The organism is Acinetobacter sp. D009, from assembly GCF_038562025.1.
GTDB lineage: Bacteria > Pseudomonadota > Gammaproteobacteria > Pseudomonadales > Moraxellaceae > Acinetobacter > Acinetobacter pittii.
In genome coordinates, this window is sequence record NZ_CP151886.1 from 88,269 (window position 1) to 115,104 (window position 26,836).

Sequence of the window (26,836 nt, forward strand, 5' to 3'; positions counted from 1 at the left end):
GTGGCACATGAATCACACATTTAAATGGCAAGGCCGACATGATGGCGAAGGTGAAGCACACCAACGTATTCACCATATTATGAATAAAACCCAACCTGCTGAATTTGCCCTGATTGGTTTTAGTTCTGATGAAGGTGTGAAACGTAACAAAGGCCGAGTCGGCGCTGCCGATGCACCAGATGCAATCCGTAATCAGCTTGCCAATTTACCTATCCATCGTCCAGTCAGTATTGTCGATTTGGGTACGGTGACCTGCGAATCTGAGAATTTAGAGCAAGCACAAGCTGAGTTAGCTGAACAAGTCGCAAACAGCTTGCAAAATGGTTTAAAGCCGATTGTATTGGGTGGTGGACATGAAGTTGCATTTGGTAGCTTTAGTGGTCTGTTCCAATATGTACAAGCCCACGCACCAGATAAAAAAATAGGCATTATTAATTTCGATGCCCATTTTGATTTACGTGAAGCAGAGCATGCCACCTCTGGAACACCATTTTTACAGGCAGCTCGACTTTCAGAACAGCATCAAAAACAATTTAATTATTTATGTATTGGGGTCGCGAACCATGCCAATACTAAAGTTTTGTTTGATACAGCCGATGCGCTAAATTGTTCATATTTACGCGATCATGAGGTTAATATTTTTAACCTATCAAACGTGCTTGCAGCGGTTGATGCTTTTATTGAAAAAGTAGACTATTTGTACGTTACGATTGATTTAGATGTCTTCACGGCTGCGGTTGCACCAGGGGTCAGTGCACCTGCTGTAAAAGGAATTGATTTAGCTACTTTTGAAGCAATTTTTAAGCATATTCAAGAGACTGGGAAAATCAAACTTTTAGATATTGCTGAGTGCAATCCAAAATTTGATTTAGACAATAGAACAGCAAAACTGGCTGCATATATTGTTTATCAATATTTGTTTTCTTGAGAAACAATTTTTAATGTAGAAATGAAAAAGTGCACTGAGATCGTTCATATGCACTTTTTTTAAGTTCTTGGTCTATTAAAGTCAGATGTGGAATATAGATAGCAACTATAAATAATATAATTAAAAAGAAAATTAATTTATAAAATCATCTAGTTAAAAAAATACTCGATTTTTACACCATTTTATATGCTGCTTGGCACGTAATTTGTTTTGTCTTTATTTTAACCTTTGTTAAATATTTCTGGATAATTAAATGAAAAACAGAACCTTACAATTGGCTTGTATCAGTGTTTTATTTTGGATGTCTCATTCTTCTAATGCTACATCCCCCGAAATAAATACAAATAGCATCGAAAAATCACAATCTAAACAAAAGAGTGATATCTCTGTTCGGGTGAAAGCTTTAAACCAACTTTTACAGGAACAGTGGGAATATACTTTGAAAAATAGTCCTGAAACTGCAACCGTTTTAGGAGATTTACGCTATAACAATCGATGGACAGAGCTTTCAAAAAATCAGATCGAGAAAGATAAAAAAAGTACGCAAAATTTTTTAAAACGTTTTGAAGCGATTGATAGCACAGGATTTTCAGCAACTGATCAATTAAATAAAGATTTAATGATTTATCAGTTGAAAGAGACACTTAAAAATTATGATTTGAAATTGTATGAGATGCCTTTCAATCAAATGTGGGGACTACATTTACAATTTCCGGGATTTATTAGTTCGATTCCATTTGATAATGCTAAGCAATATCAAGACTATATTGCTCGTTTAAAACAAATTCCTCTTATTCTTGATCAAGGTATTCAGTTAGCAAAACAAGGCCAAAAAGATGCTTTGATGCCACCCAAATACTTAATTGAAAAGGTGGCAAAGCAGATTAATAGCATTGCAGTTCCCGCAGGGACAGACAGTGTGTTTGCTTCTCCATTAAAGCAATTTCCAAAAAATATTTCGAAAGCAGATCAAGAGCGTTTAAGCCGTGAATTACTACAGGCCATAGATCAAAATGTTCGACCTGCCTATCAAAAACTCGGAACGTTTATTCAGAAAGATTACTTACCCTATGGACGACAACACGAGGGTATATGGAGCTTGCCAAACGGTGACGAGCTCTATCGCTTTTATGTAGAAAACAATACGACAACCTCTGAAAGCCCTGAAAATATTCATCAGCTCGGGTTAAAAGAAGTTGCTCGCATAGAAGCGGAAATGCTGAAAATTGCCAAAGCGCAAGGTTTCAATGACTTAAAAAGTTTCCAACAATCCTTAAAAACAAATCCCGCTGTTTTCCCAAAATCTCGTGAAGAAATTTTAGAGATTTATCGGGGATATATTGCCCAAATGCAGCCAGAGTTGCCGAAGCTGTTTGGTTTATTACCCAAAAATAAAGTCGAAGTTTTACCTGTAGAGCAATATCGAGAAAAAGAAGCGGCAGGTGCGGAGTATCACCAAGGCACACCTGATGGTTCACGTCCCGGACAAGTGTATGTGAATACAGGGGACTTCTCTGAACGTTCAAAAATATTAATGGAAGCGACCGCTTACCATGAGGCAATTCCCGGCCACCATATGCAGATTGATATTGCCCAAAACTTGCCAAATTTGCCGATGTTCCGAAAGCAACCCAACCATACCGCTTATATTGAAGGATGGGCACTTTATGCAGAGCAACTGGGCAAAGACGTTGGTTTCTATAAAGATCCGCTTTCAGACTATGGAAGACTATCGAGTGAGTTGTTCCGTGCTTGTCGTCTAGTGGTTGACACTGGGGTACATTATAAAAAATGGACCCGTCAGCAAATGATTGATTTTATGCGAGAACATTCTGCTTTAGATGAACCAGATATTCAGGCAGAGACAGATCGCTATATTGCTATTCCTGCCCAAGCCTTGGCATACAAGATGGGCCAACTCAAAATTTTAGAGCTACGGGAGCTTGCGAAACAGGAGCTTGGAGATCGTTTTGATATCAAAGCATTTCATGACATGGTTTTAAATGCAGGAACATTGCCTTTAAATATACTCGATGCACGTATTAAAAATTGGATTAAGGAACAAAAAAGCGGCAGCTTAAAATAAAATTCGAAATTTAGGTCAGGTCCTCGTTGGGCCTGATTTAAAAGCCAATAGAAAACAGAATATAATTATAAAAAATATATTTTATTTCAGAACTTTAAAATGGAAAAACCTTTAAAAGAATACCAAGCTATTATTTTTGATTTAGACGGTACTTTAGTCGACTCCTTTAGCTTTTTTTTAGGTGCTTTAAATCAGCTTGCCAAGAAGTATAAATTTAAATCTGTAGAGCTACATGAAGTAGAGCAGTACAAACACCTTTCACCAAAAGAAATTATGAAAGAGATGAATGTTTCTAGGTGGAAACTGCCTTGGATTGCCAAAGATTTCATTCGTTTAATGAAAGAAAGAGACCAAGAAGTTTACATGTTTGAAGGCATGCGGGATCACTTAATTGAACTGCATAAGCGGGGATATACGCTCGCAATTATTACTTCAAATTCTAAAGAAAACTGTCAAAGTATTCTTGGTAAAGAACTATGTGAACTTTTTAGCCATATTGATGGTGGCTCGTCTATATTTGGCAAAGCTAAACGAATTAAGCGTGTTCTCAACATTTTGAATTTAAATAAAGAGCAGGCCATTTATGTCGGAGACCAAACCACTGATGGCGAAGCTGCACATAAAGCAGGTATTGATTTTGCTGCCGTCGGTTGGGGTTATACATCGGCCGAAAAATTAAAAACCATTCAGCCCAAAGTCGTGCTCGATGACTTGGCAACCATGAAAGAATTTTTCTAAATATATGAAATGCAGGACAAACCATGAATAACAATAACAACCCGATTGGAATGATTGATTCTGGTTTAGGCGGGTTGTCTCTCTTTAAGCATATTCGGCAGGCCCTTCCGAATGAAGATATTATCTATTTCGCCGACTCGAAATATGTCCCGTATGGAGACAAAGAAAGCGACTGGATTGTTTCACGAACCACGCATTTAATTTCAAACCTAGTTGCTCATGGCAAATGCAAAGCGATCGTGATTGCTTGTAACACCATGACCGCTGTAGCGATTGAAACGATTAGAGCGCAAATTAATGTGCCACTTATTGCCATAGAACCAGCGGTAAAACCTGCTGTGGCAATGACCGTGAGCAAGCATATTGCTGTGTTGGCAACTGCAACGACGATTAAGGGAAAAAATCTCAAGAATTTAATCGAAACTTACGCACAAAATATCAAAGTGTCTTTAGTACCTTGTATTGGTTTGGCCGAAAAAATCGAAACGGGCAAAGCGCATACCGCGGAAGTTAAAGATTATTTAAAAAATATTTTGGCGCCGTTGGTCGAACAAAAAGTCGATACGATTATTTTAGGATGTACCCATTATCCGTTTATTTCAGATGCGATTCAGGAAATTGTAGGCCGTGATATTCAAATTATTGAGCCTTCGGAAGCTGTAACAGCGCAATTAATTCGGCAGCTCAATCAATATCATTTAAGTTCTGAAAGTCCAAATGAGGGGAATCATATTATTTGGACCAGTTCAGACCCGTTGGAAGTTGCGGACGTGACTTTTTCTTTGTTAGGTACGCGATTACCCGTAAAAGCTATAGAAAAGTAAACTCTAGAAAAGATGATAAGAGGTATATGCTTATCATCTTATATATCTATATAAACTATTAAATTAAAATTAACGATAAATCTATTTTATTAACTAAATATATATAACCAAATTTTATATTTTAAATTTAATTAAAAGCCATAAATATAATAAAGAGAATAATATTATTTAAATATGAATAAAATTATTATATTTAAACTTTTTTATTAAAATAAATTGACGTTCTTTATTATACCGATTAATATTTCGTTGCTGGCCTACATTGCCAGTCGGTTTTAGCAGACCGTATCCTAGCGAATGGGTTATACTTTCTGAGTATTTCCCATGTGGAACCTTTGTGCCCCCTTTTTTCTCTATGGTAGGGCGGAAGGGGGACGCGTTCGCGCGTGCTGGTCGCTAGGTCAGTCTGCTAACCCTCTTTCGTTCTGCCACCATAAATTAATTCGCGGTAATTTGGTGGTAGGACTCCATTTTTAAGGAGTTGGCCATGCCATTATTTAAACTCATTTTCTCTCTCCGTTAATAGTTTTATTTATTTAAAATATGGGTTTTCTGCGACCTGATTTTTTAAATTTATAAATTATTTTTATTTTATAATCTTAATTATTTTATTTTCCTGTTTTTTATGGGAGGATTAATTATTATTTAAAAAATTATTTTAATATTTAAACGAATAATATTTTTATTTTATTTAAAGATATAAATAATCATGAGAATAATATGAAACTTCATAAATTTATATTGGTTTTAAATCTTGTGGTCGGTGCTTACAGTATTACAAATGATGATGCGAACGCTCAGCAGGAATTTAAAAGAATTTGCTTGTCAGGTGAACATATGCAAGCAAGTTGCGATTGTATTTGCCAACAGCTCGCGCAAGTGTATTCACCTCAAATCGTGCAACGTTTAAAACACACCAGTTTGCAAAGTCCTGTTCTCCCACAGGGCTTTGCCCCTAACTTGTTCAGCAGCATTCAACGCTACGATAAAAATAAAATGGGCTAAGTTCGCTTAGCTCCTTTATCTCTGTGTCGCAATGATCTCTCAAACTTTAAATCAGCGCAAAAGTAAAAGTCCATTGTGACATAGGGTCCTAGGAGAGTTCCCTACTATCAAACTAGATTCTCTTTCACGTAAAAGCGTCTGTGTAGCGATATGAACGCAATAAAAAAAGCCCGATAGGCAATTAATGCGTATCGGGCTTAATCAATCAGTTATTAAAGCAGGTGATGCCTTAATAATGATCTTTTTGAATTACTCTACAGTTACTGACTTCGCCAAGTTACGTGGCTGGTCAACGTCGGTACCACGTAATACAGCAACGTGATAAGACAATAACTGAACTGGTACGCTATAAACGATTGGAGCTAACCATTCGTTTACTGCTGGAATATGTACAACGTGTTGACGGTCTTTTTCATTGATTCCGCTATTTTCATCAGCGAAAACAAATAATTCACCACCACGTGCCTGAACTTCTTCCATATTTGATTTTAGCTTATCAAGCATTTCATCATTTGGAGCAAGAATTACGATCGGCATTTCATTATCAACAAGTGCTAATGGGCCGTGCTTTAACTCACCAGCTGCATAGCCTTCTGCATGAATATATGAAATTTCTTTTAGCTTTAATGCACCTTCCAATGCGATTGGATAATTCGTACCACGGCCTAAGAATAAGCAGTGATTTTTTTCAACGAATAATTCAGACAAACGCAAAATTTCTGGATCATGTTTAAGCGTATCAAGAATAACTTTCGGGCTGTGCCATAGCTCACGTGTAATTTCTTCAAGAAGAGCAGGGCTAATACGTTGTTTCACTTGACCAATTTTCAAGATTAACAACATAAGTGCAGCAAGCTGAGTCGTAAACGCTTTAGTTGAAGCAACACCAATTTCAGGACCAGCAAGCGTCAATAAGTGATGATCAGTTTCACGAACCATTGAAGACGTCGCAACGTTACAGATGGTTAAAGTCTGAATATCGATATTGTTTGCTTTAGCACGTTTTTGAGTTTCACGTAGTGCAGCTAAAGTATCGGCAGTTTCACCTGACTGTGAAATACAAATATAAAGTGTATTTTCAACAATTACAGGGGTGCGATAACGGAATTCACTTGCGATTTCAACTTGGCAAGGCACACCAATCAGTTGCTCAAACCAATATTTCGCAATCATTCCTGAATGGTAGCTTGTACCACACGCAATGATTTGTACGCTTTGAATTTTGTTGAAATCTGCATCAGCATTTTTCAAGAAATCATCACGTAAGCTATTGCCATCAAGCGCTTGAGAAATTGTTTGCTTGATTGCTTCTGGTTGCTCATAAATTTCTTTGAGCATGTAGTGCTTGTATTCACCTTTTGATGCACTGCTTACGGTTGCATCAAGTTCTCGCACTGGACGTTCAACGCGTTCGCCATTTGCAAATACTTCAATTGAAGTACGAGTAAGACGTGCAATATCGCCTTCTTCTAGGTACATAAAGCGGTTAGTTACAGGCAAAAGTGCAAGTTGGTCTGAACTAATAAAGTTTTCACCAATACCTACGCCAATCACGAGTGGTGAACCTTCACGTACAGTAATCAGTTCATCTGGATAATCGCTATGGATAATACCTAGCGCGTAAGCACCTTTAAGCTGAGGTACAACAGTTTCAACAGCATCTAAAAGGCTATCTGTGCTTTTTAAAGCTTCAGCAACTAAGTGTGCAACAACTTCAGTATCTGTTTGAGAAGTAAAAACATAACCTAAAGCTTGAAGGTCGTCTTTTAATTCTTGGTAGTTTTCAATGATACCGTTATGTACAACAGCAACCTTACCAGACATATGCGGGTGAGCATTATTTTCAGTTGGTTTACCATGTGTTGCCCAACGGGTATGTGCGATCCCGATAGCCCCTGTAAGCTGGTGTTCAGCAACTGCATCGGCAAGATTAATAACTTTACCTACACGACGCTCACGTAAAATTTGTTGGTTATTCAGTAAAGCAACACCCGCAGAATCATAACCGCGGTATTCAAGACGTTTTAAACCTTCAATTAAAATCTCGGTTACACAACGTTCTGCAACGCCTCCGACGATACCACACATACTTCAATCCTCTTATTTTTTAACCTTTTGGGGACGTTGATAATTTGCTTTTGAAATTTGTTGCGCACGTTCAAAGGAGAGACTTTGTTCGGCTACATCTTTCGTAATCACAGAACCCGCACCAACTGTTGCGCCATTCCCAATGGTCACCGGAGCAACCAGCGAGCTATTAGAACCGATAAAAACGGCATCGCCAATAGTGGTTTTGTGTTTATTTGCACCGTCGTAATTACAAGTAATCGTACCTGCCCCAATATTCGATTCAGCACCGATTTCTGCATCACCTAAATAGGTGAAATGGTTAGCTTTACTACCCAATCCAATCGTTGTATTTTTAACTTCAACAAAGTTGCCGATATGTACTTCATTTGCCAATTTAGCGCCTGGGCGTAAGCGTGCAAATGGTCCAATTTGAGCATTTTCACCAACTACTGCACCATCAAAAACGCTATAGGCTTGAACTTTAGTGCCTGCCGCAATTTTGGTGTTCTTTAAAATACAACCAGCGCCGATTTCTACAAAATCGCCCAGTTCACAGTCACCTTCAATAATCACATTTACGTCAATACGAACGTCATGTCCAACTTTCACAGAACCGCGTAAGTCAAAGCGTGCAGGGTCTGCAAAAGTTACGCCTTGTTGCATAAGCTCTTTTGCTTGCTGTTGCTGGAACTCACGTTCAAGTGCAGCAAGTTGTAAGCGGTCATTGACGCCTTCAACTTCAAAAGCGAGCTCTGGTTGAATAGATGCGATTTCTAGACCATCTGCAACAGCCATTGCTACGATGTCAGTTAGATAATATTCGCCTTGCGCATTTTCATTTGAAAGTTTAGGCAACCACTCATGAAGTTTTGCGTTGCTAACACAGTAAATACCTGTGTTGATTTCTTGAATCTGACGCTGAGCTTCTGTTGCATCTTTATGTTCAACAATTGCTTGAATCTTACCTTCTTGACGAACGATACGACCATAACCTGTCGGGTTGTCGACATGTAAAGTAATCATGCCAATGCCCGTTTTACTTGAAACTTCAACAAGTTGCTCTAGCGTTGTTTGACGTACTAAAGGTACATCACCATAAAGAATTAATGAAATACCGTCTTTAGGAAGTACGGGTAAAGTCATTTGTACTGCATGACCTGTACCTAGTTGTTCTGCTTGTTCAACCCATTGAATCTTTTCTTGTGCAAAAGTTTGTTTGACGTGGTCACCACCATGTCCATAAATCGTAATAATATTTTCTGCGTGTATTTTTTTTGCTGTTTGAATGACATGTCCTAAAAGTGGGCGACCCGCTAAAGGTTGTAGTACTTTAGGAAGCTGAGAACGCATACGCGTTCCTTTGCCAGCAGCAAGAATAATGACGGTAGTTGACATGTATAACTCTAATGATTTAACTCAAATGGATAATAATTAGTGTACAAAGAGCAGCCCATACACCGGCAATAATATCGTCAAGCATAATACCAAAACCACCATGCACTTGACGATCAATAACGCGTATAGGCCAAGGTTTCCAAACATCGAAAAGTCGAAATAATATAAATCCCCCAATCACCCACATCCAATTCATTTGTTGTAAATAAAGCAGAGGAAGGAAGGTAATAGATTGACCTGCAAACTCGTCCCACACAATTCGACCATCATCGTGTACATCAATAACTTTTGCAGTTTGGCCACAAATATAAATCCCGACCAAGGACATGATGAGGATAGCGATCAAGCTTAAGTTAAATCCAAGCGATAACCAGATTGGAATGAAGAGTAGGGCAAAGGCAGAGCCAAAAGTACCGGGAGCTTTAGGTGCGAGACCAGATCCGAAACCAACTCCACAGAAAACGATGCAGCGGTTGAACCAAGACATGTCCTTAAAATGAATCGGTGGCTTATGCAAAGTGTTGGTATCCATGAATTTGCAATGGGTAATCTGAACCCAAGTGCTCAAAAGTTAGTTGTGTTTGCTCAACGATCTCTCCGATCATTGTAATCTTAATGTCTAGTTGTTTTTGCAAAAGTTTTTCATAATTTTGCGGTGTTATTGTAAAACATAGCTCGTAATCATCACCACCAGCTAAAGCATATTGCCAGCGCTGTTGTTCTGGTAGTTCTTCTAGTGTTGAATCAATTGGTAACTTTTCTAAAAGTAATCGGGCACCAACCTTTGAAGCTTTTAAAATATGGCCTAAATCTTGGGCTAATCCATCAGAAATATCAATCATACTAGATGCTAACCCCTTCAGCTGTTGTCCAAGCTGACAACGTGGAGTCGGGTAGTCTAGTCTTTTTTGTAATGGATGACCTAGGTGCTGTAAACCATATGCGGCATCACCCACTTGACCGCTCACACAAACATAGTCACCGACTTTGGCACCTGAACGTAACACGGCTTGTCCGGTTTCAATCCAGCCCATGGCCGTGACAGTAATGGTGAGATGAGGGCCTTGGGTTGTATCTCCACCAATCAGAGCAACACCAAATTGATTACAGCAGTCATAAATTCCCTGACTGAATCCTTCAAGCCATTCATGATCAATTGTGGGTAGGCTGAGAGCCAGTAAAATACTATGCGGTTTTGCCCCCATTGCTGCAATATCTGAAAGATTGACAGCTAAGCTTTTCCAGCCAATTGCATGGGCAGAAGTATCAAGAGGGAAGTGACGTCCAGCAACGAGTGTATCTGCACAGATCACCAATTGTTGGTTTACGGGAGGGGTAATTAAGGCTGAGTCATCTCCAATACCCAAGGTGACATCTGTGTAAGATTGTCTGTTAAAGTATTGTTCAATAATAGAAAACTCAGCCATATCAACTTCAAACCTATTAGTTTGCTTGTTGTTTTTCAGCACTACGTAGTGTTGAACTTAAACGATCTAGAACGCCATTAATATATTTATGGCTATCTGCTCCACCAAAGTGTTTAGCGAGTTCAATAGCTTCATCTAGAACTACTCGGTAAGGTACTTCTAAATGATCACGTAACTCGTAAGCACCCAAGCGTAATGTTGCGAGCTCTACACCATCAAGTGCACTAAGTTCACGGTCAAGTACCGGAATAAGTAATGCATCAAGATCTTCGTGCTGTGCAATCACTTGTGTTAGAAGTTCGTGATAGTAGTTTAAGTCTACCTTGTGCATTGCATTTTCAGCACGGGTGCGTGCTTCGATTTCATGTACAGGGTTGTGACTCATTTGCCACTCATAAATACCTTGTACAGCAAAACGACGTGCTTTACGTTTTGCTGCATAAGCGGCTTGCAGTGTTTGAGACATGCTTTAAATTGCCTTTAATAAATTAACCATTTCAATAGCAGTCAATGCAGCTTCGCTACCTTTGTTTCCTGCTTTTGTACCTGAACGTTCGATGGCTTGCTCGATGCTATCAGTAGTTAATACACCATTGATGACAGGCAAGCTGCTTTCTAACGCCACTACACCTAAACCTTTAGCACATTCACCAGCAACGAAGTCAAAGTGTGGTGTGCTACCACGAATCACTGCGCCAAGTGCGATGATTGCATCAAACTGGTTTGATGTAGCTAATTTTTTAGCAACAATCGGGAGTTCCCATGCGCCAGGAGCGTGAATAACAGTAATGTTATCTTCATTTACACCGTGACGTTTTAATGTGTCGATTGCACCATCCAATAAGTGTTCAACAACAAAGCTGTTGAAACGACCCACTAAAATCGCATAACGACCTTCGCTTGCGAGATGTAATAAACCTTCAATACGGCGAATTGCCATAGCAACCTCGATTATTTCGTTGTGATTTGATCAGCAGTGACATATTCCACTACTTCTAAATTAAAGCCAGATAAAGCATTGAAACGTAATGGTGAGCTAAGAAGCTTCATTTTTTCAACACCTAAATCACGCAAAATTTGAGCACCGACACCAATGGTTTGATATTGATGTGAAAGTGCTGCATTGGATTTCACCGGTTTTGGCTTATTTAAATCATCCAACGCTGGTCCCAAGTCTTGCAAATGATCTTGACCGATCCAGACTAAAACACCGCGATCACTCGCTGCAATCGTCTGTAGGGCACGGTCTAAGTTCCACGCAGGTTCACCATCAGCTTTATTTAGCTTAAGCAAATCGCGAATTGGACTAAAACCATGCACACGTACTGTTGTAACACCTTCTTTTGGCTCGCCTTTAACTAAAGCCAAATGAATGTCCGGGTTACCAATCTCACGATAACGATAAAGTTCAAATGAACCATATTCTGTTTGAATGGTTTTTTGATCCAGACGTTCAACCGTTTGCTCATTGGTCATGCGGTAGTGAATCAAGTCCGCAATTGTACCAATTTTTAAGCCATGCTTCTCGGCAAAAATTTCTAAATCTGCACGGCGTGCCATTGTGCCATCTTCATTAATGATTTCACAAATGACAGAAGCTGGTTCAAGACCTGCTAAACGTGCTAAATCACAACCTGCTTCGGTATGGCCTGCACGATGTAAAACACCACCTGGTTGTGCCATTAACGGGAAAATATGGCCCGGCTGTACGATATCAGTTGGTTTTGCATGCGCTGCGACAGCAGCTTGAATAGTATGTGCACGCTCTGCTGCTGAAATACCCGTGGTAATCCCTTCAGCGGCTTCAATTGATAAGGTAAAGTTTGTACTGTGCTGAGCACCGTTTTGGTCAACCATCAACGGAAGGTTTAACTGTTTACAGCGCTCACGGCTTAGCGTTAGGCAAACTAGACCACGTGCATGGGTAATCATGAAGTTAATATCTTCAGGACGAACATGCGTTGCTGCAATGACAAGATCACCTTCATTTTCGCGATCTTCGTCATCCATCAAGATAACCATTTTGCCTGCACGAATATCGGCGACAAGATCTTCAACACGACTCAGCGGCATTCGCTTTCACCTTTTTTTGTCGTAAGACAATTTCTATTTAATAAATTTTGCATAGTTTACGCTGTTTAGAGAATTTTGCCTATGATTCTGATTTATCCAAATTTGTGACCTCTAAGAATAGATCGAGATTTATTTATACAAATAAATCATAAGAAAATGGAGTATTTTTAAATAAAAGCTATGAATTTAAATAAAAAAAACCTAGCCAAAAGGCTAGGTTCTGATGCGCGTAGTTACTTTTTATGAAGCTGCACTACTTGGACTATCATTTTGTGGAATTGATTTTTTCCCCATTAAAATTTCAGTCCGGATATTTTGGGCAAGTTCAGCACATTCTGCATTCATACCATTGATCATAAATGCATGACGTGTCATCACATTGCTTGGGTTTGGCATTGCAACAAGTTGGTAGCTGTCTTGAATTGCTTTGAGTTGTTCATTTTCGAGATATAAAGCAGACTCTTTAGCGTGAAGATGCTGTGCTAAACGTTGAGCAGCTTCTTTTGCATCGATTTGCATAGCTTCTACAGCATTACATGTTGCACTACGAGTTTGCAGCGCAAAACGTTTATCTTCACGGTAACGTTTATATAAAACATCTGAAAGTAATTGGAATACGGTTCCAATCATAAGCAGACATTCTACGGCATGTGGATGAGAGGTTGAAATCGCAAGTGTCGCACCGTCGGCATTAAACTCATCTACTACTTCAATATCTGTGAGTTTCAATTGGTAATGCTTAACGCATAACTCAATACTCTTGTTTAAAAAGAGCTGGCAGAGTTTGAAATAAGGAACAGATACCGATTGGTTAACACTGCTTAATAACTGTTTAGGGTCATAAAACTGAATATTGAGTGCCAACGTATGTTGGTCAGCTGAATCTGAAGTTTTTTCGGCTTGTTGGCGAGCTGCTGGTTTCGCTTTAGCTTGTTGCTGAGCTTGTGCAACCAAGGTTACCGTATTTTGTTTTTCTAGAGCCAATGCTTGAGTTAACTGCTGAATTTCATGCTTTAAGCGGTTTTCTTCATTAATACGTGCCAAATATTCGCTACGGGTTGGACGAGCAATCGCGCGATAGGCAAGCCACAATAAAACATGCAAAAACAGAGAAGCTAAAATTGCAAGCCATTGAGTACGAAGAATTTCTCCAATACTTGGCTGAATCAACGTAACTTCGATAGATCCCACTTTCTTTTCATTTTGAAGGGCATCACGAGCAAAAATTTCGCCTTGGCGGGTTTTAGAAATTCCGCTCGTTGCTAGAACCTGTTTGTTCGCATCAAGAATGCGAATAGACGCAACACTTGGATTGGTCGCATAGCGATTGGCAATCAGAGCTAAAGACACCGTATTAGCAGGTTCAAGCTCAGATAAGCTGTCTGCAACGAGCTGACTGGTCATGAGCTGACCTTGACTCGCACGGTTTTCATTAAGCTGGTGTGTCGTTGCAATGACCAATAAAAAGGTATGCAATGCAAAACTAACGATCAGTAGGCTAGCAAATAGCCCTTGTCTAGGCGCAATCAAGTTAAACTTCCAAGGCAATTATATTGAAATTCGATTATGATTCTTACAATAGTTGTCACTCAGACTAGAGTCAATTCATGCGAGAAATCATTCTTATATCCTTTTTAGGACCGGACCAACCAAACCAGTTTACCCGATTAATGCAAGTACTATCCGTACATTCATTGCAAATACTGGATGTAGGTCAGGCTGTTATTCATAATCAACTTACATTAGGCATTGTGGTCGCTTCTGATAATGAAACTGCGACCGCATTGGCAATGAAAGAGATTCTGATTTTAGCACATGATATTGGCTTAACAGTGCGCTTTAAACCAATCACGGGCGCAGAATACGATCAATGGGTAAGTGAAGGCGGACGTACTCGTTATATCGTCACGGCTTTAGCCCCAGAACTCACTGCGGCACACTTACAAGCAGTTACAAAAATTGTGTCTAGCCAAGGCTTTAACATCGAAACGGTAACACGTTTATCAGGTCGTGTAGACTTCGAAGGAGATAACAAATTTCCACGTCGTGCCTGTGTACAGTTTGGTTTAAGTAGCGGCCCAACTTTAGATGCACAAGCCATGCGTGCTGCATGTTTACTTCTTTCAAGCGAACTAAATATCGATGTTGCTGTTCAAGAAGACAACGCTTATCGCCGTAATCGCCGTTTGGTGTGTTTCGATATGGACTCAACATTAATTGAACAAGAAGTGATTGATGAGTTGGCGATTGAAGCAGGGGTAGGCGCACAAGTTGCTGAAATTACTGAAAGAGCGATGCAAGGTGAGCTTGATTTCCAGCAAAGCTTCCGTGCACGTGTTGCATTATTAAAAGGGCTTGATGCTGCTGTTTTACCTAAAATTGCAGAGCGTTTAACCATTACCGAAGGTGCAGAACGTCTTATCTCGACCTTAAAGGCACTTGGTTATAAAACAGCAATTTTATCTGGTGGATTCCAGTATTTTGCTGAGTATTTACAAGGCAAACTCGGTATTGATGAAGTTCACGCTAACATTTTAGATGTGCAAGACGGCTTCGTAACAGGCGAAGTAAAAGGTGCAATTGTTGATGGTGCCCGTAAAGCTGAGTTATTACGCGAACTTGCAAATAAGATGGGAATTTCTTTAGAGCAAGCGATGGCCGTAGGCGATGGTGCAAACGATTTACCGATGCTTGCGATTGCAGGCTTAGGTGTTGCTTATCGTGCAAAACCATTAGTACGCCAAAATGCAAATCAGGCAATTTCAAGTGTTGGTTTAGATGGTGTGCTGTATTTACTGGGTATGCATGATAAAGATTTAAATCGTGCTTAACCTATATGAATAAGCTTTAAGCGCTACTTCAGAGTAGCGCTTTTTTTATGCAGAATAGTCATAAAAACAAGCAAGTTATGACAAAATTTTGCACAGAAAAAAGGCAATAAAAAAATCTGAAAAAAACTTATTTTGGTCCTTAAAAACAGCATATTTTTTTGTAATGACACGCCAGAATTGATGCCATATAGGGAATCGAACTTTTTGAATTTTACAAAAATGTAATGACAAAAGAATGTTGCGACAAAGTATGTCGCATTAAGAAAAAACGGGTCTTTTTTTCTAAAAAAAAACATCCATAATGCATCGTAAGCTTCAACACAAATCATGAATTAAAGTTGTTTTTGGAATGAGGTCGGGTATTAAAGACCGAATGTTTTTAGACGTTTTCATTAAGACGGAGGTTTCTATGGTAACAGCGAATTTTGCCGCTATCGCCGGATTCAGCTTAATTGCTGTCGCGCTTGTTGCTGTTTTCTTTTCTCCTTACCGTCGTTGGCTTGGTTTTATGCTTGCAGGGATGTTCTTTTGGGGGCTATTGGAAGTGGTCCGTTTTGGAGTTCAAGTCACTTTTGAAATGCCAGTCACATATAGTTATTTAACTGCATTAAGTCTAGCGATGGTAATGGTTACATTTATTTTGTTACGTGAGGATAAACAAGCACAAAAGGCATTGGCAAATCGCCAATATATAGAACACACGCCAGTATATGAAGATGATCAGCAGCAATGTTCTAGCCGATAATTAAATTGTTATCTAACGGTAAAAAGGTATGCACAGCATGCCTTTTTCATTTACGAAACGTGATTTTTATTATACAAAGCATTTATTAAAAAATAGCCAGTTATGCTACGATAGATGGGTCTGTTGACGTTTCATCTAGATTGCGTTGCCAGCTAAAAAATATCAATTGATGCATAAAACACAGGCAATGGTATGTCGTTGCTAAGTTTTGCTCTAAAGTTTTCATAAAAATACAATAGGCGTGAATGTTCATGAAACTTTCTTCCATACCTGTAGTCAAGTTACCTCTCGTTGATGTCAGTACAGACCCATTAGATTTGTTGGTAGCAGGTTTAGTGCTGCGTATGAAGCAGTTGGCGCGTACTAGCCCTAAGTTTATTGAACTGATTCATGACCGCGCATTCCGTATTCAGATCGGTACAGATTTAGGTGTTGCACGTCAGATCATTATTAATAATGGTCAGATTGATACCGTTGCAGGCGCACCTGAAAAAGCTGATTTTATTTTGCAATTTGCAGACAGTGAGCAAGGTGTAAAAACTTTGATCAAAGGTGACCCAACAGCATTTATGACGGGTATGCAAGACGGTAGCATTAAAATGGAAGGTGACTTCAGCCTATTGGTGTGGTTCAACCAAGTTGCTAAGCTCATTCCGCCTAAGTTACCAAAACCAGTAAAAGATAAAGTACGTCAGGCACGTGCTTTTATTAAAGAGAAAACTGGACGTTAATATCCAGATATAAAAAAACTCCCAAAATGGGAGTTTTTTTATATCTATGCTTCGACTTCTAGATTGAATGTCACCGGACCATCATTAATCAAATGAACTTTCATATCAGCTGCAAAAATTCCAGTTTGAACGTTTTTAAATTGAGAATGTGTATATTCAACCAGTTGTTCATATAACGCTTTTGCGTCGCTAGGTGGCATGGCTGGACCAAAGTCTGGGCGTAAACCTTTTTGTGTTTGTGCCATCAAGGTAAATTGTGACACAAGCAAGATTCCACCATTTGCTTGAGATACATTCCAGCCCATTTTGCCTTGTTCATCATCAAAAATTCGATATTTCAAAATCTTATCAATAAGCTTTTGGCCAATAGCTAAAGTATCATCTCGGCCAATGCCTAAAAACACCAGTAGGCCGTGTTGGATTTCGCCTGTAGTTTCACCGTCTACAACCACTTTGGCTTCAAGAACTCGTTGTATTAAAGCGCGCATAATTAAAGCAAATTTCTATAATTAATTGAATTAACGTAGTTTAGCAGAATTTAAATTAAATGATTTTTAAAAGGAAATTTCATGGAACTGCAACAATGGTATAAAACCTCATAATTCATCCATAAAAATATGCTTTAATGCTAAGAAGCAAGCGAATAATCATTGACTATGTCTCCAATTATCCATTCTTTACTAGATACAGACTTGTACAAATTTACGATGCTACAAGTGGTTCTGCATAAATTCCCACAAACACATAGTGTCTATCATTTTCGTTGCAGAAACTTAGAAGATACAGTCTATCCATTAGTGGATATTTTGGATGACTTAAACGAGCAACTCGACCATTTATGTAATCTCAAATATAAAGAAGACGAGCTACAATATTTAAGAAAATTACGATTTATTAAAAGCGACTTTGTCGATTACTTAGAATTATTCCAACTCAAACGTCGTTTTATTCAGGCTAGTATTGATGCAGAAGGCCGATTAGATATTCATATTGAAGGACCGATGGTTCAGGCGATGATGTTCGAGATTTTTGTCCTAGCCATTGTAAATGAGTTGTATTTTAGCCGTATCAAAACAGATCAAGTTTGGGCCGAAGGCGAACGCCGTTTACAAGCAAAACTCGATTTGATTCAGCAATATGAAAAATCTCAACAACCAAACGATCCACCGTTTTTAGTTTCTGATTTTGGTACACGTCGTCGTTATAGCTTTGCTTGGCAAAAACATGTCGTAGCGGCATTTCATAAAACTGTACCAAATGTGTTCCGGGGTACAAGTAATGTGTTGCTGGCTAAAGAGCTTAACATTACACCGATCGGGACCATGGCACATGAATTCCTACAAGCGTTTCAGGCACTTGATGTACGTTTGCGTGATTTCCAAAAAGCTGCTTTAGAAACGTGGGTACAAGAGTACCGTGGAGATTTAGGAATTGCCCTAACTGATGTGGTAGGAATGGACGCTTTCTTACGTGATTTTGACCTGTATTTTGCCAAACTATTTGATGGTTTACGTCATGACAGTGGCGACCCGTATGAATGGGGTGATAAGGCTTATGCGCACTATCGTAAATTAAAAATTGATACCAAAACCAAAATGCTGACCTTTAGCGATGGCCTTAATTTGCCAAAGGCATGGGAATTGCATCAATACTTTAAAGATCGTTTTCAGGTGAGTTTCGGTATTGGTACTAACCTAACCAACGATATGGGGCAAAAGCCGCTAAATATTGTGCTGAAACTGGTTGAATGTAATGGTCAGTCAGTTGCGAAGATCTCTGATAGTCCGGGTAAAACCATGACTGACAATGATACTTTCTTGGCCTATTTACGTCAGGTTTTTGAAATCGAAGAACTTGAAGAAGTGGTTTAAGTAAAAAGTAGTCTCGCTATTTTTTATTTTTAAAAGTGAGAATGCTGATATCTGATTTTCTGCTAAAGCGTAGCAGAAAATCAGAGTTTGTTAGATATATGCTTATGCTAAGATTGAAAATAAGCTGGTATAAAAAGAAACCATGACGATGACACTCCCTGATTTTAAACTCGATTTATTAATAGAAGCAGAAGAATTAGTGCCTTATTTAGGCAATGAATATATTCGCATTATAGATTTGAGCCGTGCATCGGTTTATGAACAACTCCATATTCCACATGCCATTCATTTACAGCCTAAATGGTTAGTGGCTCAACAAGAAGAAGCCACTGGCATTTTGCCAGATGAAGCAGGTTTGCAAGCACTAATTGAGAAATTGAATATTTCACCGAATCATCATGTTGTGGTCTATGACGATGAAGGTGGAGCATGGGCAGGACGTTTAATCTGGAATTTGCATTGCTTAGGATTCACCCGTACCAGTTTAATTAATGGCGGTATCCATGCATGGTTAGGTGCAGGCTTACCAACTACAGCAGAAGTTGAAAAAATTTCTCCTGTTACAGACTTAATTCAAATTGATTTATCACATGCCGCTCAGTTCCGTGTGAACTATGAAGAGCTACGCAAACAAGTTGAGCAAGAAAGTGTGCAACTGTGGGATTGCCGGACGAGTGATGAATATAGTGGTGTCCGTTTAGCAGCGCGACGCGGCGGTCACATTCCAAATGCCCTCCATTTTGAATGGAGTACTGCACTTAATCGTCAAAATCATCTAAAATTGCATCCGCTTGAACGCACGCGGCAGCGCCTTGAACAACTTGGGTTCGATTTACAACAACCTGTAGTTGTGTACTGCCAGTCACATCACCGTTCCGGTTTGGCTTATATTCTGGCTAGACTCTTGGGCTGGGAAGCAAAAGCCTATGATGGTGCGTGGAGTGAATGGGGCAATCGCCTCGATAGTCCTATTATTACTGGAGAATCACCGTCGTGAGTTTCACATCTCGATTAAAAAAAGAATTATTTATTAAGGCACAAAACCTTGTACCACAGCATCAATTGAGCCGTGTGGTAGGTAAAGTTGCTGCGAGTGAAAATCCAGTTGTGAAAAACGCTGTTATTCATGCGTTTAAAGTTAAATATGGGATTGATTTATCGATTGCTGAACAAGGCAATGCACTGAAATATAAATCTTTTAATGACTTTTTTACCCGTGCATTAAAAGAAGGTGTACGTCTGATTGATGAAAATGCAGATAGCATTGTTTCACCAGCAGATGGTGCAATTTCCCAAATTGGTAAGATCACTGCGGGTGAAGTATTTCAAGCAAAAGGTCAAAGTTTCTCTGTAGAGAAACTCATTGGCGATCCACAACTTGCTCAGCCATTCCAAGACGGTGAGTTCGCGACAGTTTATTTATCACCGCGTGATTACCATCGTGTTCATATGCCATTTGCAGGGACATTAACAGAAACATTATATGTGCCAGGCGAGCTATTTTCGGTAAATCAGGTCACTGCTGAAAATGTACCTGGATTATTTGCTCGTAATGAACGTATGGTGTGTTTGTTCGATACTGAACTTGGCCGTATGGCTGTTGTTCTAGTGGGTGCGATGATTGTTGCAGGTATTGAAACTGTGGCAACAGGCAAGGTAAAACCTTCAGGCCGTATCGAATTGCAACATCATCAGTTAAAGCTAGAGAAAGGTGCTGAGCTTGGACGTTTTTATTTAGGTTCTACAGCTGTTATTTTATTTGAAAAAGATAAGATCGAATGGGAACAACGTTTTAAAGCTGAGTCTGTAGTTGTAATGGGCGAGCGCATGGGACATACCGTTTAGTCCGTTATATAGCTCCCTAAAAACAAGTAAACCCTGACTTTAATTATTCAGGGTTTTTTTTGATTTAAATTATATAAACCTAAAATATATAATTATGTTTGGATTTATATTATATAGAAATATAATTATTATTAAGTGATCTAAGTTGGTACGTTATATAAGCTAGTGTATAAATATGTATCTGGATAGAGCAAAAATATTAATATGACTGAAAATTAATAAATAAAAATAGAAAGAAATATTTAAGTTAGACTTAAGTCGAGGTTTTAATTTTATTTGAAGATAAGTTATTAAATCTAAAAAATTTATTTAGTTTTTTATAAGCATGAAGCACTTTTTAGATATTACACAACTTTAGCCTTGGCACAATGCTTGCTACTTGTTCAGGACTTTACTGTAACTTTCATATTTTTTAGGTTCTGAAATCATGTTAAAAGTTAAACGCCTGACAGCTTCGGTTTTATCTGTACTTTGTATTTCACTCACCCATGCCAATGATTTTAAAGTTTTAAATCAAATTTCAAAACAACCTACTCAACTTCAAAATGGGGAATATAAAGGTAATTATTACGTTCCATCTACTTTAAATACCATTACATGGGGTTATTTACCGAATCGGGATGCCAAACCCGTCCTTACCGTTCCGTCGGGTAGTATTGTGACATTTGATACGGTTTCTCATGAAGGTTTGCTTGAAGACCAAGGGCGTAATGCTGAAAAGTTCTTTCAATCGAAAGGTGTCAAATCTAATGAAATCTTGGAAGATGCAAAAACAATTACGCAGTCAAATTTAAAGCATGATTTTCATAAAGATGGGCCGCATATTGTGACAGGCCCTGTTGCAATTGAAGGCGCACAGCCCGGTGATATTCTGAAAGTTGAAGTACTTAAAGTTGAGCCACGTGTTCCTTACGGTGTGATTTCAAATCGACATGGTAAAGGTGCTTTAGTAGGGGAGTTTCCTAAAAAAGCAAAGCAAGAAAATGCATCGGCTGAGCATCCTGAACGTTATGGAAATGTATCGATTTTCACCCCAATCGAAAAAAATGCTAAAGGTGAATACGAAGGTGTATTAAAAACAGAATCTGGTAAATCAATACGTTTTCCGCTCTATCCTTTTATGGGAATTATGGGGGTAGCAGCCAATACGTCTGAGCCTGTTCACTCTGTACCACCTGCAATGTATGGTGGAAATATTGATATTAATGAACTAGGTGCAGGTTCAACAGCCTATTATCCTGTTCAGGTCAAAGGCGCATTATTCTATACGGGTGATAGTCATTTCGCGCAAGGGGATGGCGAAGTAGCATTAACGGCACTAGAAGCTTCAGCCCGCGCCACGTTGAAATTTACCTTACTCAAAGCAGGTAAGGACAAAATACCGGGCAAAGAGCTAAAACAACCTTTAGCTGAAAATGCTGAGTTTTGGATTACGCCAGGTCTAGATGAAGATCTTGATGAAGCGATGAAGAAATCTACACGTGAAGCCATTCGTTTCTTAAACCAAGAATACGGTATTGATGAAGCGACAGCGTATGCCTATTTAAGCGCAGCAACGGATTTTGAAGTTTCACAAGTAGTAGATAAAACCAAAGGTATTCATGCAAAAATCAGAAAAGCTGATTTTAAAGAGTTTGAGAGTAAATAATAAAAAAGGGAGCCAAGCTCCCTTTTTTATTTAGTCCAACCATATTTTTTGAAAATAGCATTACCTTGCTGAGACGATAAAAACTCTACAAAACGTTTAGCCTCGGCATCTTTTAAACTATGTTTAGTCAAGGCTACGCCTGTGTCACGATAGACAACTAGCTCTGGTTCGATAGGTATAATTTGCCCAATGTCTGGGTTACTGATTCCCCAAATATTAAAGACTAACCAAGCATCATAGCTGGTATTTTCTTCCCAGTTTTTCTTGGCAATACCTGTGTTGGCTGCATAGGTGGCAATATTTTTTCGAAAAGCTTTTGTTAATTGAATATTTCCAGATCTGCCAGCGATATCTTCCCACATACCAACTTGACCTGCACCATGTGTAACTAAAACCTTAACGCCAGATTTAGCGAGGTCTTTAAATCCTTTAATATTTTTAGGATTTCCTTTTCTCACTAAAATCGCTGCGGGGCGTAAATATAAAGGTTCTATCGAGTCTTTTATAATTTGCTCAGAAAATGTATTTTCGAAATCAGACATCATGGCTTCGGAACCACTATAGATAACATCTGCATCTAGTTTCGCCTTTTCAGACCATTGAGTAGTAGGACCAGAAGTCACATGAACTGTTATTCCTGTCTTATTGGTGAATTGTTTGGCGGCTTCTTTCATAGCGGGTGCTGGCCCACCCGGACCATATACTTGTACATCTGCAAAACTATGGATAGATAGAGAACCGAGAATAAGAAAAATCAGGTAGGGTATAAATTTTTGTTTTGGCATTTTAATCGCTATCGTAATTAAGAAAATATCAGCATATATTTTTTATTATTGAAATGGGATTAATTTTTGAAACGATATTTATAATACATTTCTTTAAAATATATTTTAATGAGATTTTAAGAGACTATATAAATGTAAATTATTTTGAGTTGAATATAAATATAGAAGATTCTATGGTAATTTATATTTTATAAATTAATTATTTAAATAGATATATTGTAAATAATAGAGGAGTAATCCCTTGATTAGAAAAAGTAATTCTTTTTTAAAAATTTTATTTAGCAGCGCTTGTTTGGTGTCTGGTTCTGCTATGGCTGCTCCCATTACAGATTTGGGTAAGCAAATTGTGAGCGAAAAACCGGGTTCAATATTGTCGCTAGAACAGCAAGCTGTGACGGATTTGTTTCCTCATGCAGATCAGCGCTTATTAGTAAATTATCGTAGTCGAGGTATTCAGGGCGAACCTATTGTTGCATCGGCTTTTATTTTATTGCCAAAAGGAACGCCACCAAAAAATGGCTGGCCGATACTTGCTTGGGCGCATGGTACGACTGGGGTTGCTGATACTTGTGCACCTTCGGGTGATTATGCCGGTGGACCAGTTCATTCATATCAGGAAGTTGCTTCCAAAGCTTTAGATGGTTGGCTTGCACGAGGCTATGCGGTTGTTGCACCTGATTATCAAGGTTTAGGTACACCGGGTGGGCATCCTTACATGAATGCAAAGAGCCAACTGCATACAGTGGTTGATGCAGTGCGTGCATTACATATGCTCAAGCCAAAAGACTTCAATAAACAGTGGTTGGTGATGGGGCATAGTCAAGGCGGGGCTGCTGCTATTACAGTGGCGGCTTATGGTCAAAAAGATGCTCCCGAACTAGATTTAAAAGGGGCAATCGCTCTTGCGCCAGGCGGCTATCAATACGAAGGCATTGCAGAATATGTGAAAACTAATCCGAACCCAGAACCTAGTGTGGCTGCTTTTTTCCCAATTGTGTTATTGGGAGCACAAGCAGCAGAACCAAGCATTGTTCCTGAAAACTTAGTCAGTTCAGAAATGAATACGGTGCTAACTCAAGCGCGTAGCCGCTGTTTATCTGAACTTCAATCTGATTTGAAGAAGTCTCCTTCTAGCATATTTCGCCCTAATGCAGATTTAAAACCTCTTTTAGCTTATTTAAAACAGCAGTCTATTGAAAATATGGTGCCTACCGTACCGTTAATGATTGTTCAGGGTTCTAAAGATCATTTAGTCGACCCTAGAGGAACATCTGCTTATTATCAGCAGCTATGTAAATTAAAAAAACCAACTATTTATCAAACGATTGATGGTGGCGATCACCGTGATGCATTGCGTCAAAGTAATACTTTTGCCACTAGTTTTTTAAACGTAATAGAGAAAAATCAGACAAAATCTTATTGCTCTAATTTTAAGTAAATTGGTTTAAATGCTACAAAAAAGCCGACTTTTCATGAGTCGGCTTTTTGAATGTGAGAGGGCCAAATTTAGGTCATGTTATAGAGTCTTTCTTTTGGAAAAACTGCGGTAAATGTTGATCCCTCATTTTCTTTAGATTGAACATCTAAATACGCGCCGTGTTGCATAAGCACGTGTTTTACAATGGCTAAGCCTAAACCTGTACCACCTGTTTGACGACTACGGTCGCTATCAACACGATAGAAGCGTTCAGTCAGTCGTGGCAAATGTTTAGGGTTAATTCCGATGCCTGTGTCTTGCACACTAAAGTAAGCATGTTCACCATCATCATGCCAACCAATGGTAATAGTTCCACCTTTTGGCGTGTACTTGATGGCATTGGTAATTAAGTTACTAAACGCGCTGGCAATTTCCATGTCGGAACCAATCAGGTCACAGTGGCTATCAATGTGTAAATTGAGCGTGTGTCCATAATCGGCATTGTAGGCCTGAGCATCATCAAACAATTGATTCATTAAACTCGGCATTTCAATAATCTGGTTTTTTGCGATTTTCTTGTTATTTTCTAAATTTGATAACAACAGTAAATCATTGACCAAAGCATTCATACGCTTGGTTTGTGACTGCATTTGATCAAAGGCTCGTTTCCAGCGTGGACTAATATCTTCCTGATCGGTAAAGGTTTCGATATAACCACTGAGCACCGTTAATGGTGTACGAAGCTCATGCGAAATATTATCGACAAAGTCTTTACGCATTTGCTCAAGGTTATGCATACGAGTCACGTCGTAAGCCACCAATAAACGACTTTCTCCACCAAATCTTGTGAGTTTAACCTGTACATAACGGTCATCATCAAAATTTGAGTGAAGCTTAATCCCGTCGGGTGCCTGATCAATATTGTTAAAATATTCAATAAAGGTTGGCTGACGTAAAATCGTTAATAAGTTGCGGCCACGGTCGAGAGGACTGATTCCTAACAAACGTTCGGCAGCAGGGTTCCACCACTCGATTTGATGTTGGTCATCAATGAGTACAACCGCTTCAGCAAGAGCAACTAATGAAGACTGAGCCCGGTCAATTAAACCGACCATTTCGGCCTGAACAATTCGTTCCTGACGCTGAGCACGGTAAACATTAAATAACAATGCCCCCCAAATCCCGTTAAGGTTTGGAGGAACGTCATAAGGTTTATTCGCAATCCAGTCATTGACCAGATATAAAGAACGCAACTGGAGTGTAAAAAACACCACGAAGGCGATAAAAATACAGCTCCAGAAATACCCAATACCGAAACCGACTAAACCGGCAATAATTAGAAAAAATAATAAAAGCCGTAAATCTTGTTTGGCAAACGTCCATAAACTACTGTAGCGAGAAAGCTTTTGTTCACGTACCTGTTCAGGGACGGGGTAGGGTTCATACATAAATCTTGGTTAACCTGCGGCTAAATCTGCACGTGTTGAGAAACGGTAGCCAGTTCCACGCACAGTCTGAACAAATCGGTCTACACCAAAAGGTTCTAAAACTTTACGCAAACGGCGAATGTGCACATCGATAGTGCGGTCTTCGATATATACATTACCGCCCCATACCTGATCGAGCAACTGGGCACGTGTATATGCACGCTCTGGATGGGTCATAAAAAATGCAAGTAAGCGATATTCAGTTGGGCCCATATCTAAAATGCTGTTGCCAAAGCTAACACGCTGGCTTACAGGATCAAGAATTAAGCCATTGGCATCAATGGTTTTTTCGCCACTTAATGCATTAGCACGACGCAGAACTGCCTTAATACGTGAAACCAGTTCACGTGTTGAAAAAGGCTTAGTCATGTAGTCATCTGCACCTGCGTCAAGACCTTGTACTTTGTGGTCTTCTTCTCCGCGAGCAGTCAACATAATGACTGGAATTTCTGCTAGGTTTTCATCTCGTTTTAAGCGGCGACATAAATCGACACCACTTACGCCTCCAGGTAACATCCAATCAAGCAAGATAAGCGCCGGACGTTGGTCGACGATAATTTGATGAGCTTGTTTGGCATCTTCAGCCTGTAAACACTGAAAGCCTGCCATGTCCAAAGAAGTATGGATCATTTCGCGAATAGGAAGCTCATCATCGACAATTAAAATATAGTCATCTTTCACAGCGCAATATCCTATAGATTTAACGGTGAACCGTTTTGTAGTTATGACAGGCTTATTACAAAGATTAATTATGACAATTTCATTGCAGAAAAGTCTATAAAATTAAATTTAGCAATAATTTGTGACAAAACTAAGGCAAAGGTATGACCAAATTGTGACATAAAGACTTTAATTTTCTTAAAATTATTCAATAGCTTATCACTTTAATAGCTTAACTGGTTTTGCATATTTATGGCTGTCAAAAAACTT

At 39.0% G+C, this 26,836-nt stretch carries 25 protein-coding genes and 1 pseudogene; 13 read left to right on the forward strand and 13 right to left on the reverse strand.

Features of this window, described 5'->3' with window-relative positions; translation table 11 throughout:
• Window positions 1-7 precede the first annotated feature (7 nt).
• The 5 genes and pseudogenes from hutG (at window position 8) to AAC388_RS00420 (ending at window position 5,591) form a co-directional block, all read left to right on the forward strand.
• A complete protein-coding gene (gene hutG, locus AAC388_RS00400) occupies window positions 8-928 on the forward strand; it encodes a formimidoylglutamase (protein WP_342371055.1) in 921 nt (306 codons plus the stop codon).
• A 253-nt stretch (window positions 929-1,181) separates the two neighbouring features.
• A complete protein-coding gene (locus tag AAC388_RS00405) occupies window positions 1,182-3,014 on the forward strand; it encodes a DUF885 domain-containing protein (RefSeq protein WP_342371056.1) in 1,833 nt (610 codons plus the stop codon).
• Window positions 3,015-3,113: 99 nt separating this feature from the next.
• The gene (locus AAC388_RS00410) at window positions 3,114-3,752 is read left to right on the forward strand and encodes an HAD family hydrolase (protein ID WP_342371057.1); all 639 of its coding nucleotides are present in this window, start codon (window positions 3,114-3,116) and stop codon (window positions 3,750-3,752) included.
• A 23-nt stretch (window positions 3,753-3,775) separates the two neighbouring features.
• Window positions 3,776-4,576, forward strand: a complete 801-nt coding sequence (murI, locus tag AAC388_RS00415; protein WP_342371058.1) for a glutamate racemase — start codon at window positions 3,776-3,778, stop codon at window positions 4,574-4,576.
• A 720-nt stretch (window positions 4,577-5,296) separates the two neighbouring features.
• Window positions 5,297-5,591, forward strand: a pseudogene (locus tag AAC388_RS00420) (hypothetical protein).
• Window positions 5,592-5,830: 239 nt separating this feature from the next.
• On the opposite strand, the gene glmS reads toward AAC388_RS00420, so the two are convergent.
• The 8 genes from glmS to AAC388_RS00460 form a co-directional block, all read right to left on the reverse strand.
• Complete coding sequence (gene glmS / locus AAC388_RS00425; protein WP_017386164.1) at window positions 5,831-7,669, reverse strand: glutamine--fructose-6-phosphate transaminase (isomerizing); 1,839 nt, start codon at window positions 7,667-7,669, stop codon at window positions 5,831-5,833.
• 12 nt (window positions 7,670-7,681) lie between these two features.
• On the reverse strand, window positions 7,682-9,046 hold the full coding sequence (gene glmU, locus AAC388_RS00430) for a bifunctional UDP-N-acetylglucosamine diphosphorylase/glucosamine-1-phosphate N-acetyltransferase GlmU (RefSeq protein ID WP_032005035.1): 1,365 nt from the start codon (window positions 9,044-9,046) through the stop codon (window positions 7,682-7,684).
• A gap of 16 nt (window positions 9,047-9,062) precedes the next feature.
• Complete coding sequence (locus AAC388_RS00435) at window positions 9,063-9,578, reverse strand: phosphatidylglycerophosphatase A (protein WP_032023096.1); 516 nt, start codon at window positions 9,576-9,578, stop codon at window positions 9,063-9,065.
• Window positions 9,556-10,473 carry a thiamine-phosphate kinase gene (gene thiL / locus AAC388_RS00440; protein WP_086399887.1) on the reverse strand — a complete coding sequence of 306 codons (918 nt, stop codon included), beginning with the start codon at window positions 10,471-10,473 and terminating at the stop codon, window positions 9,556-9,558. Before thiL ends, AAC388_RS00435 begins: the two co-directional genes overlap by 23 nt.
• 16 nt (window positions 10,474-10,489) lie before the next feature.
• The gene (gene nusB, locus AAC388_RS00445; protein WP_002119137.1) at window positions 10,490-10,939 is read right to left on the reverse strand and encodes a transcription antitermination factor NusB; all 450 of its coding nucleotides are present in this window, start codon (window positions 10,937-10,939) and stop codon (window positions 10,490-10,492) included.
• Window positions 10,940-10,942: 3 nt separating this feature from the next.
• Complete coding sequence (gene ribE / locus AAC388_RS00450; protein ID WP_002119264.1) at window positions 10,943-11,413, reverse strand: 6,7-dimethyl-8-ribityllumazine synthase; 471 nt, start codon at window positions 11,411-11,413, stop codon at window positions 10,943-10,945.
• Between the two features lie 11 nt (window positions 11,414-11,424).
• Window positions 11,425-12,546: a bifunctional 3,4-dihydroxy-2-butanone-4-phosphate synthase/GTP cyclohydrolase II gene (gene ribBA / locus AAC388_RS00455; protein WP_002119278.1), complete on the reverse strand. Its 1,122-nt coding sequence runs from the start codon at window positions 12,544-12,546 to the stop codon at window positions 11,425-11,427.
• A gap of 240 nt (window positions 12,547-12,786) precedes the next feature.
• Window positions 12,787-14,094 (reverse strand): hypothetical protein, encoded by a 1,308-nt coding sequence (locus AAC388_RS00460; RefSeq protein ID WP_078224885.1) that lies wholly within the window; start codon window positions 14,092-14,094, stop codon window positions 12,787-12,789.
• A 59-nt stretch (window positions 14,095-14,153) separates the two neighbouring features.
• Here AAC388_RS00460 and serB point away from each other — a divergent pair, with 59 nt between their 5' ends.
• Window positions 14,154-15,377, forward strand: a complete 1,224-nt coding sequence (gene serB / locus AAC388_RS00465; protein WP_032036206.1) for a phosphoserine phosphatase SerB — start codon at window positions 14,154-14,156, stop codon at window positions 15,375-15,377.
• A gap of 23 nt (window positions 15,378-15,400) precedes the next feature.
• Here serB and AAC388_RS00470 read toward each other — a convergent pair whose 3' ends face one another.
• Window positions 15,401-15,673 carry a hypothetical protein gene (locus AAC388_RS00470; RefSeq protein ID WP_025465982.1) on the reverse strand — a complete coding sequence of 91 codons (273 nt, stop codon included), beginning with the start codon at window positions 15,671-15,673 and terminating at the stop codon, window positions 15,401-15,403.
• A gap of 113 nt (window positions 15,674-15,786) precedes the next feature.
• Here AAC388_RS00470 and aciT point away from each other — a divergent pair, with 113 nt between their 5' ends.
• Both aciT and AAC388_RS00480 read left to right on the forward strand, forming a co-directional pair.
• Window positions 15,787-16,122, forward strand: a complete 336-nt coding sequence (aciT, locus tag AAC388_RS00475) for a ciprofloxacin tolerance protein AciT (RefSeq protein ID WP_002119105.1) — start codon at window positions 15,787-15,789, stop codon at window positions 16,120-16,122.
• Window positions 16,123-16,373: 251 nt separating this feature from the next.
• On the forward strand, window positions 16,374-16,853 hold the full coding sequence (locus AAC388_RS00480; protein ID WP_002119134.1) for a hypothetical protein: 480 nt from the start codon (window positions 16,374-16,376) through the stop codon (window positions 16,851-16,853).
• 44 nt (window positions 16,854-16,897) lie between these two features.
• Here the strand turns inward: AAC388_RS00480 and dtd are convergent, their stop codons facing one another.
• Window positions 16,898-17,341, reverse strand: a complete 444-nt coding sequence (dtd, locus tag AAC388_RS00485) for a D-aminoacyl-tRNA deacylase (protein ID WP_017402858.1) — start codon at window positions 17,339-17,341, stop codon at window positions 16,898-16,900.
• Window positions 17,342-17,509: 168 nt separating this feature from the next.
• Here dtd and pncB point away from each other — a divergent pair, with 168 nt between their 5' ends.
• The 4 genes from pncB (at window position 17,510) to AAC388_RS00505 (ending at window position 22,217) form a co-directional block, all read left to right on the forward strand.
• On the forward strand, window positions 17,510-18,724 hold the full coding sequence (gene pncB / locus AAC388_RS00490) for a nicotinate phosphoribosyltransferase (protein WP_005078724.1): 1,215 nt from the start codon (window positions 17,510-17,512) through the stop codon (window positions 18,722-18,724).
• A 148-nt stretch (window positions 18,725-18,872) separates the two neighbouring features.
• The gene (locus AAC388_RS00495; RefSeq protein WP_342371059.1) at window positions 18,873-19,721 is read left to right on the forward strand and encodes a rhodanese-like domain-containing protein; all 849 of its coding nucleotides are present in this window, start codon (window positions 18,873-18,875) and stop codon (window positions 19,719-19,721) included.
• A complete protein-coding gene (asd, locus tag AAC388_RS00500) occupies window positions 19,718-20,569 on the forward strand; it encodes an archaetidylserine decarboxylase (protein ID WP_086399891.1) in 852 nt (283 codons plus the stop codon). The genes AAC388_RS00495 and asd overlap by 4 nt, the downstream gene beginning before the upstream one ends.
• Before the next feature lie 427 nt (window positions 20,570-20,996).
• The gene (locus AAC388_RS00505) at window positions 20,997-22,217 is read left to right on the forward strand and encodes an acetamidase/formamidase family protein (protein WP_086399892.1); all 1,221 of its coding nucleotides are present in this window, start codon (window positions 20,997-20,999) and stop codon (window positions 22,215-22,217) included.
• 26 nt (window positions 22,218-22,243) lie between these two features.
• Here the strand turns inward: AAC388_RS00505 and AAC388_RS00510 are convergent, their stop codons facing one another.
• Window positions 22,244-23,002: an AcfC family putative adhesin gene (locus tag AAC388_RS00510; protein ID WP_086399893.1), complete on the reverse strand. Its 759-nt coding sequence runs from the start codon at window positions 23,000-23,002 to the stop codon at window positions 22,244-22,246.
• Between the two features lie 241 nt (window positions 23,003-23,243).
• Between AAC388_RS00510 and AAC388_RS00515 the strand changes: the two genes are divergently transcribed.
• Window positions 23,244-24,440 carry an alpha/beta fold hydrolase gene (locus AAC388_RS00515; protein ID WP_198912081.1) on the forward strand — a complete coding sequence of 399 codons (1,197 nt, stop codon included), beginning with the start codon at window positions 23,244-23,246 and terminating at the stop codon, window positions 24,438-24,440.
• 68 nt (window positions 24,441-24,508) lie between these two features.
• Here AAC388_RS00515 and phoR read toward each other — a convergent pair whose 3' ends face one another.
• Both phoR and phoB read right to left on the reverse strand, forming a co-directional pair.
• Complete coding sequence (gene phoR, locus AAC388_RS00520) at window positions 24,509-25,867, reverse strand: phosphate regulon sensor histidine kinase PhoR (RefSeq protein WP_002121907.1); 1,359 nt, start codon at window positions 25,865-25,867, stop codon at window positions 24,509-24,511.
• A gap of 9 nt (window positions 25,868-25,876) precedes the next feature.
• Window positions 25,877-26,587: a phosphate regulon transcriptional regulator PhoB gene (gene phoB, locus AAC388_RS00525; RefSeq protein ID WP_000650776.1), complete on the reverse strand. Its 711-nt coding sequence runs from the start codon at window positions 26,585-26,587 to the stop codon at window positions 25,877-25,879.
• Window positions 26,588-26,836: the final 249 nt, after the last annotated feature.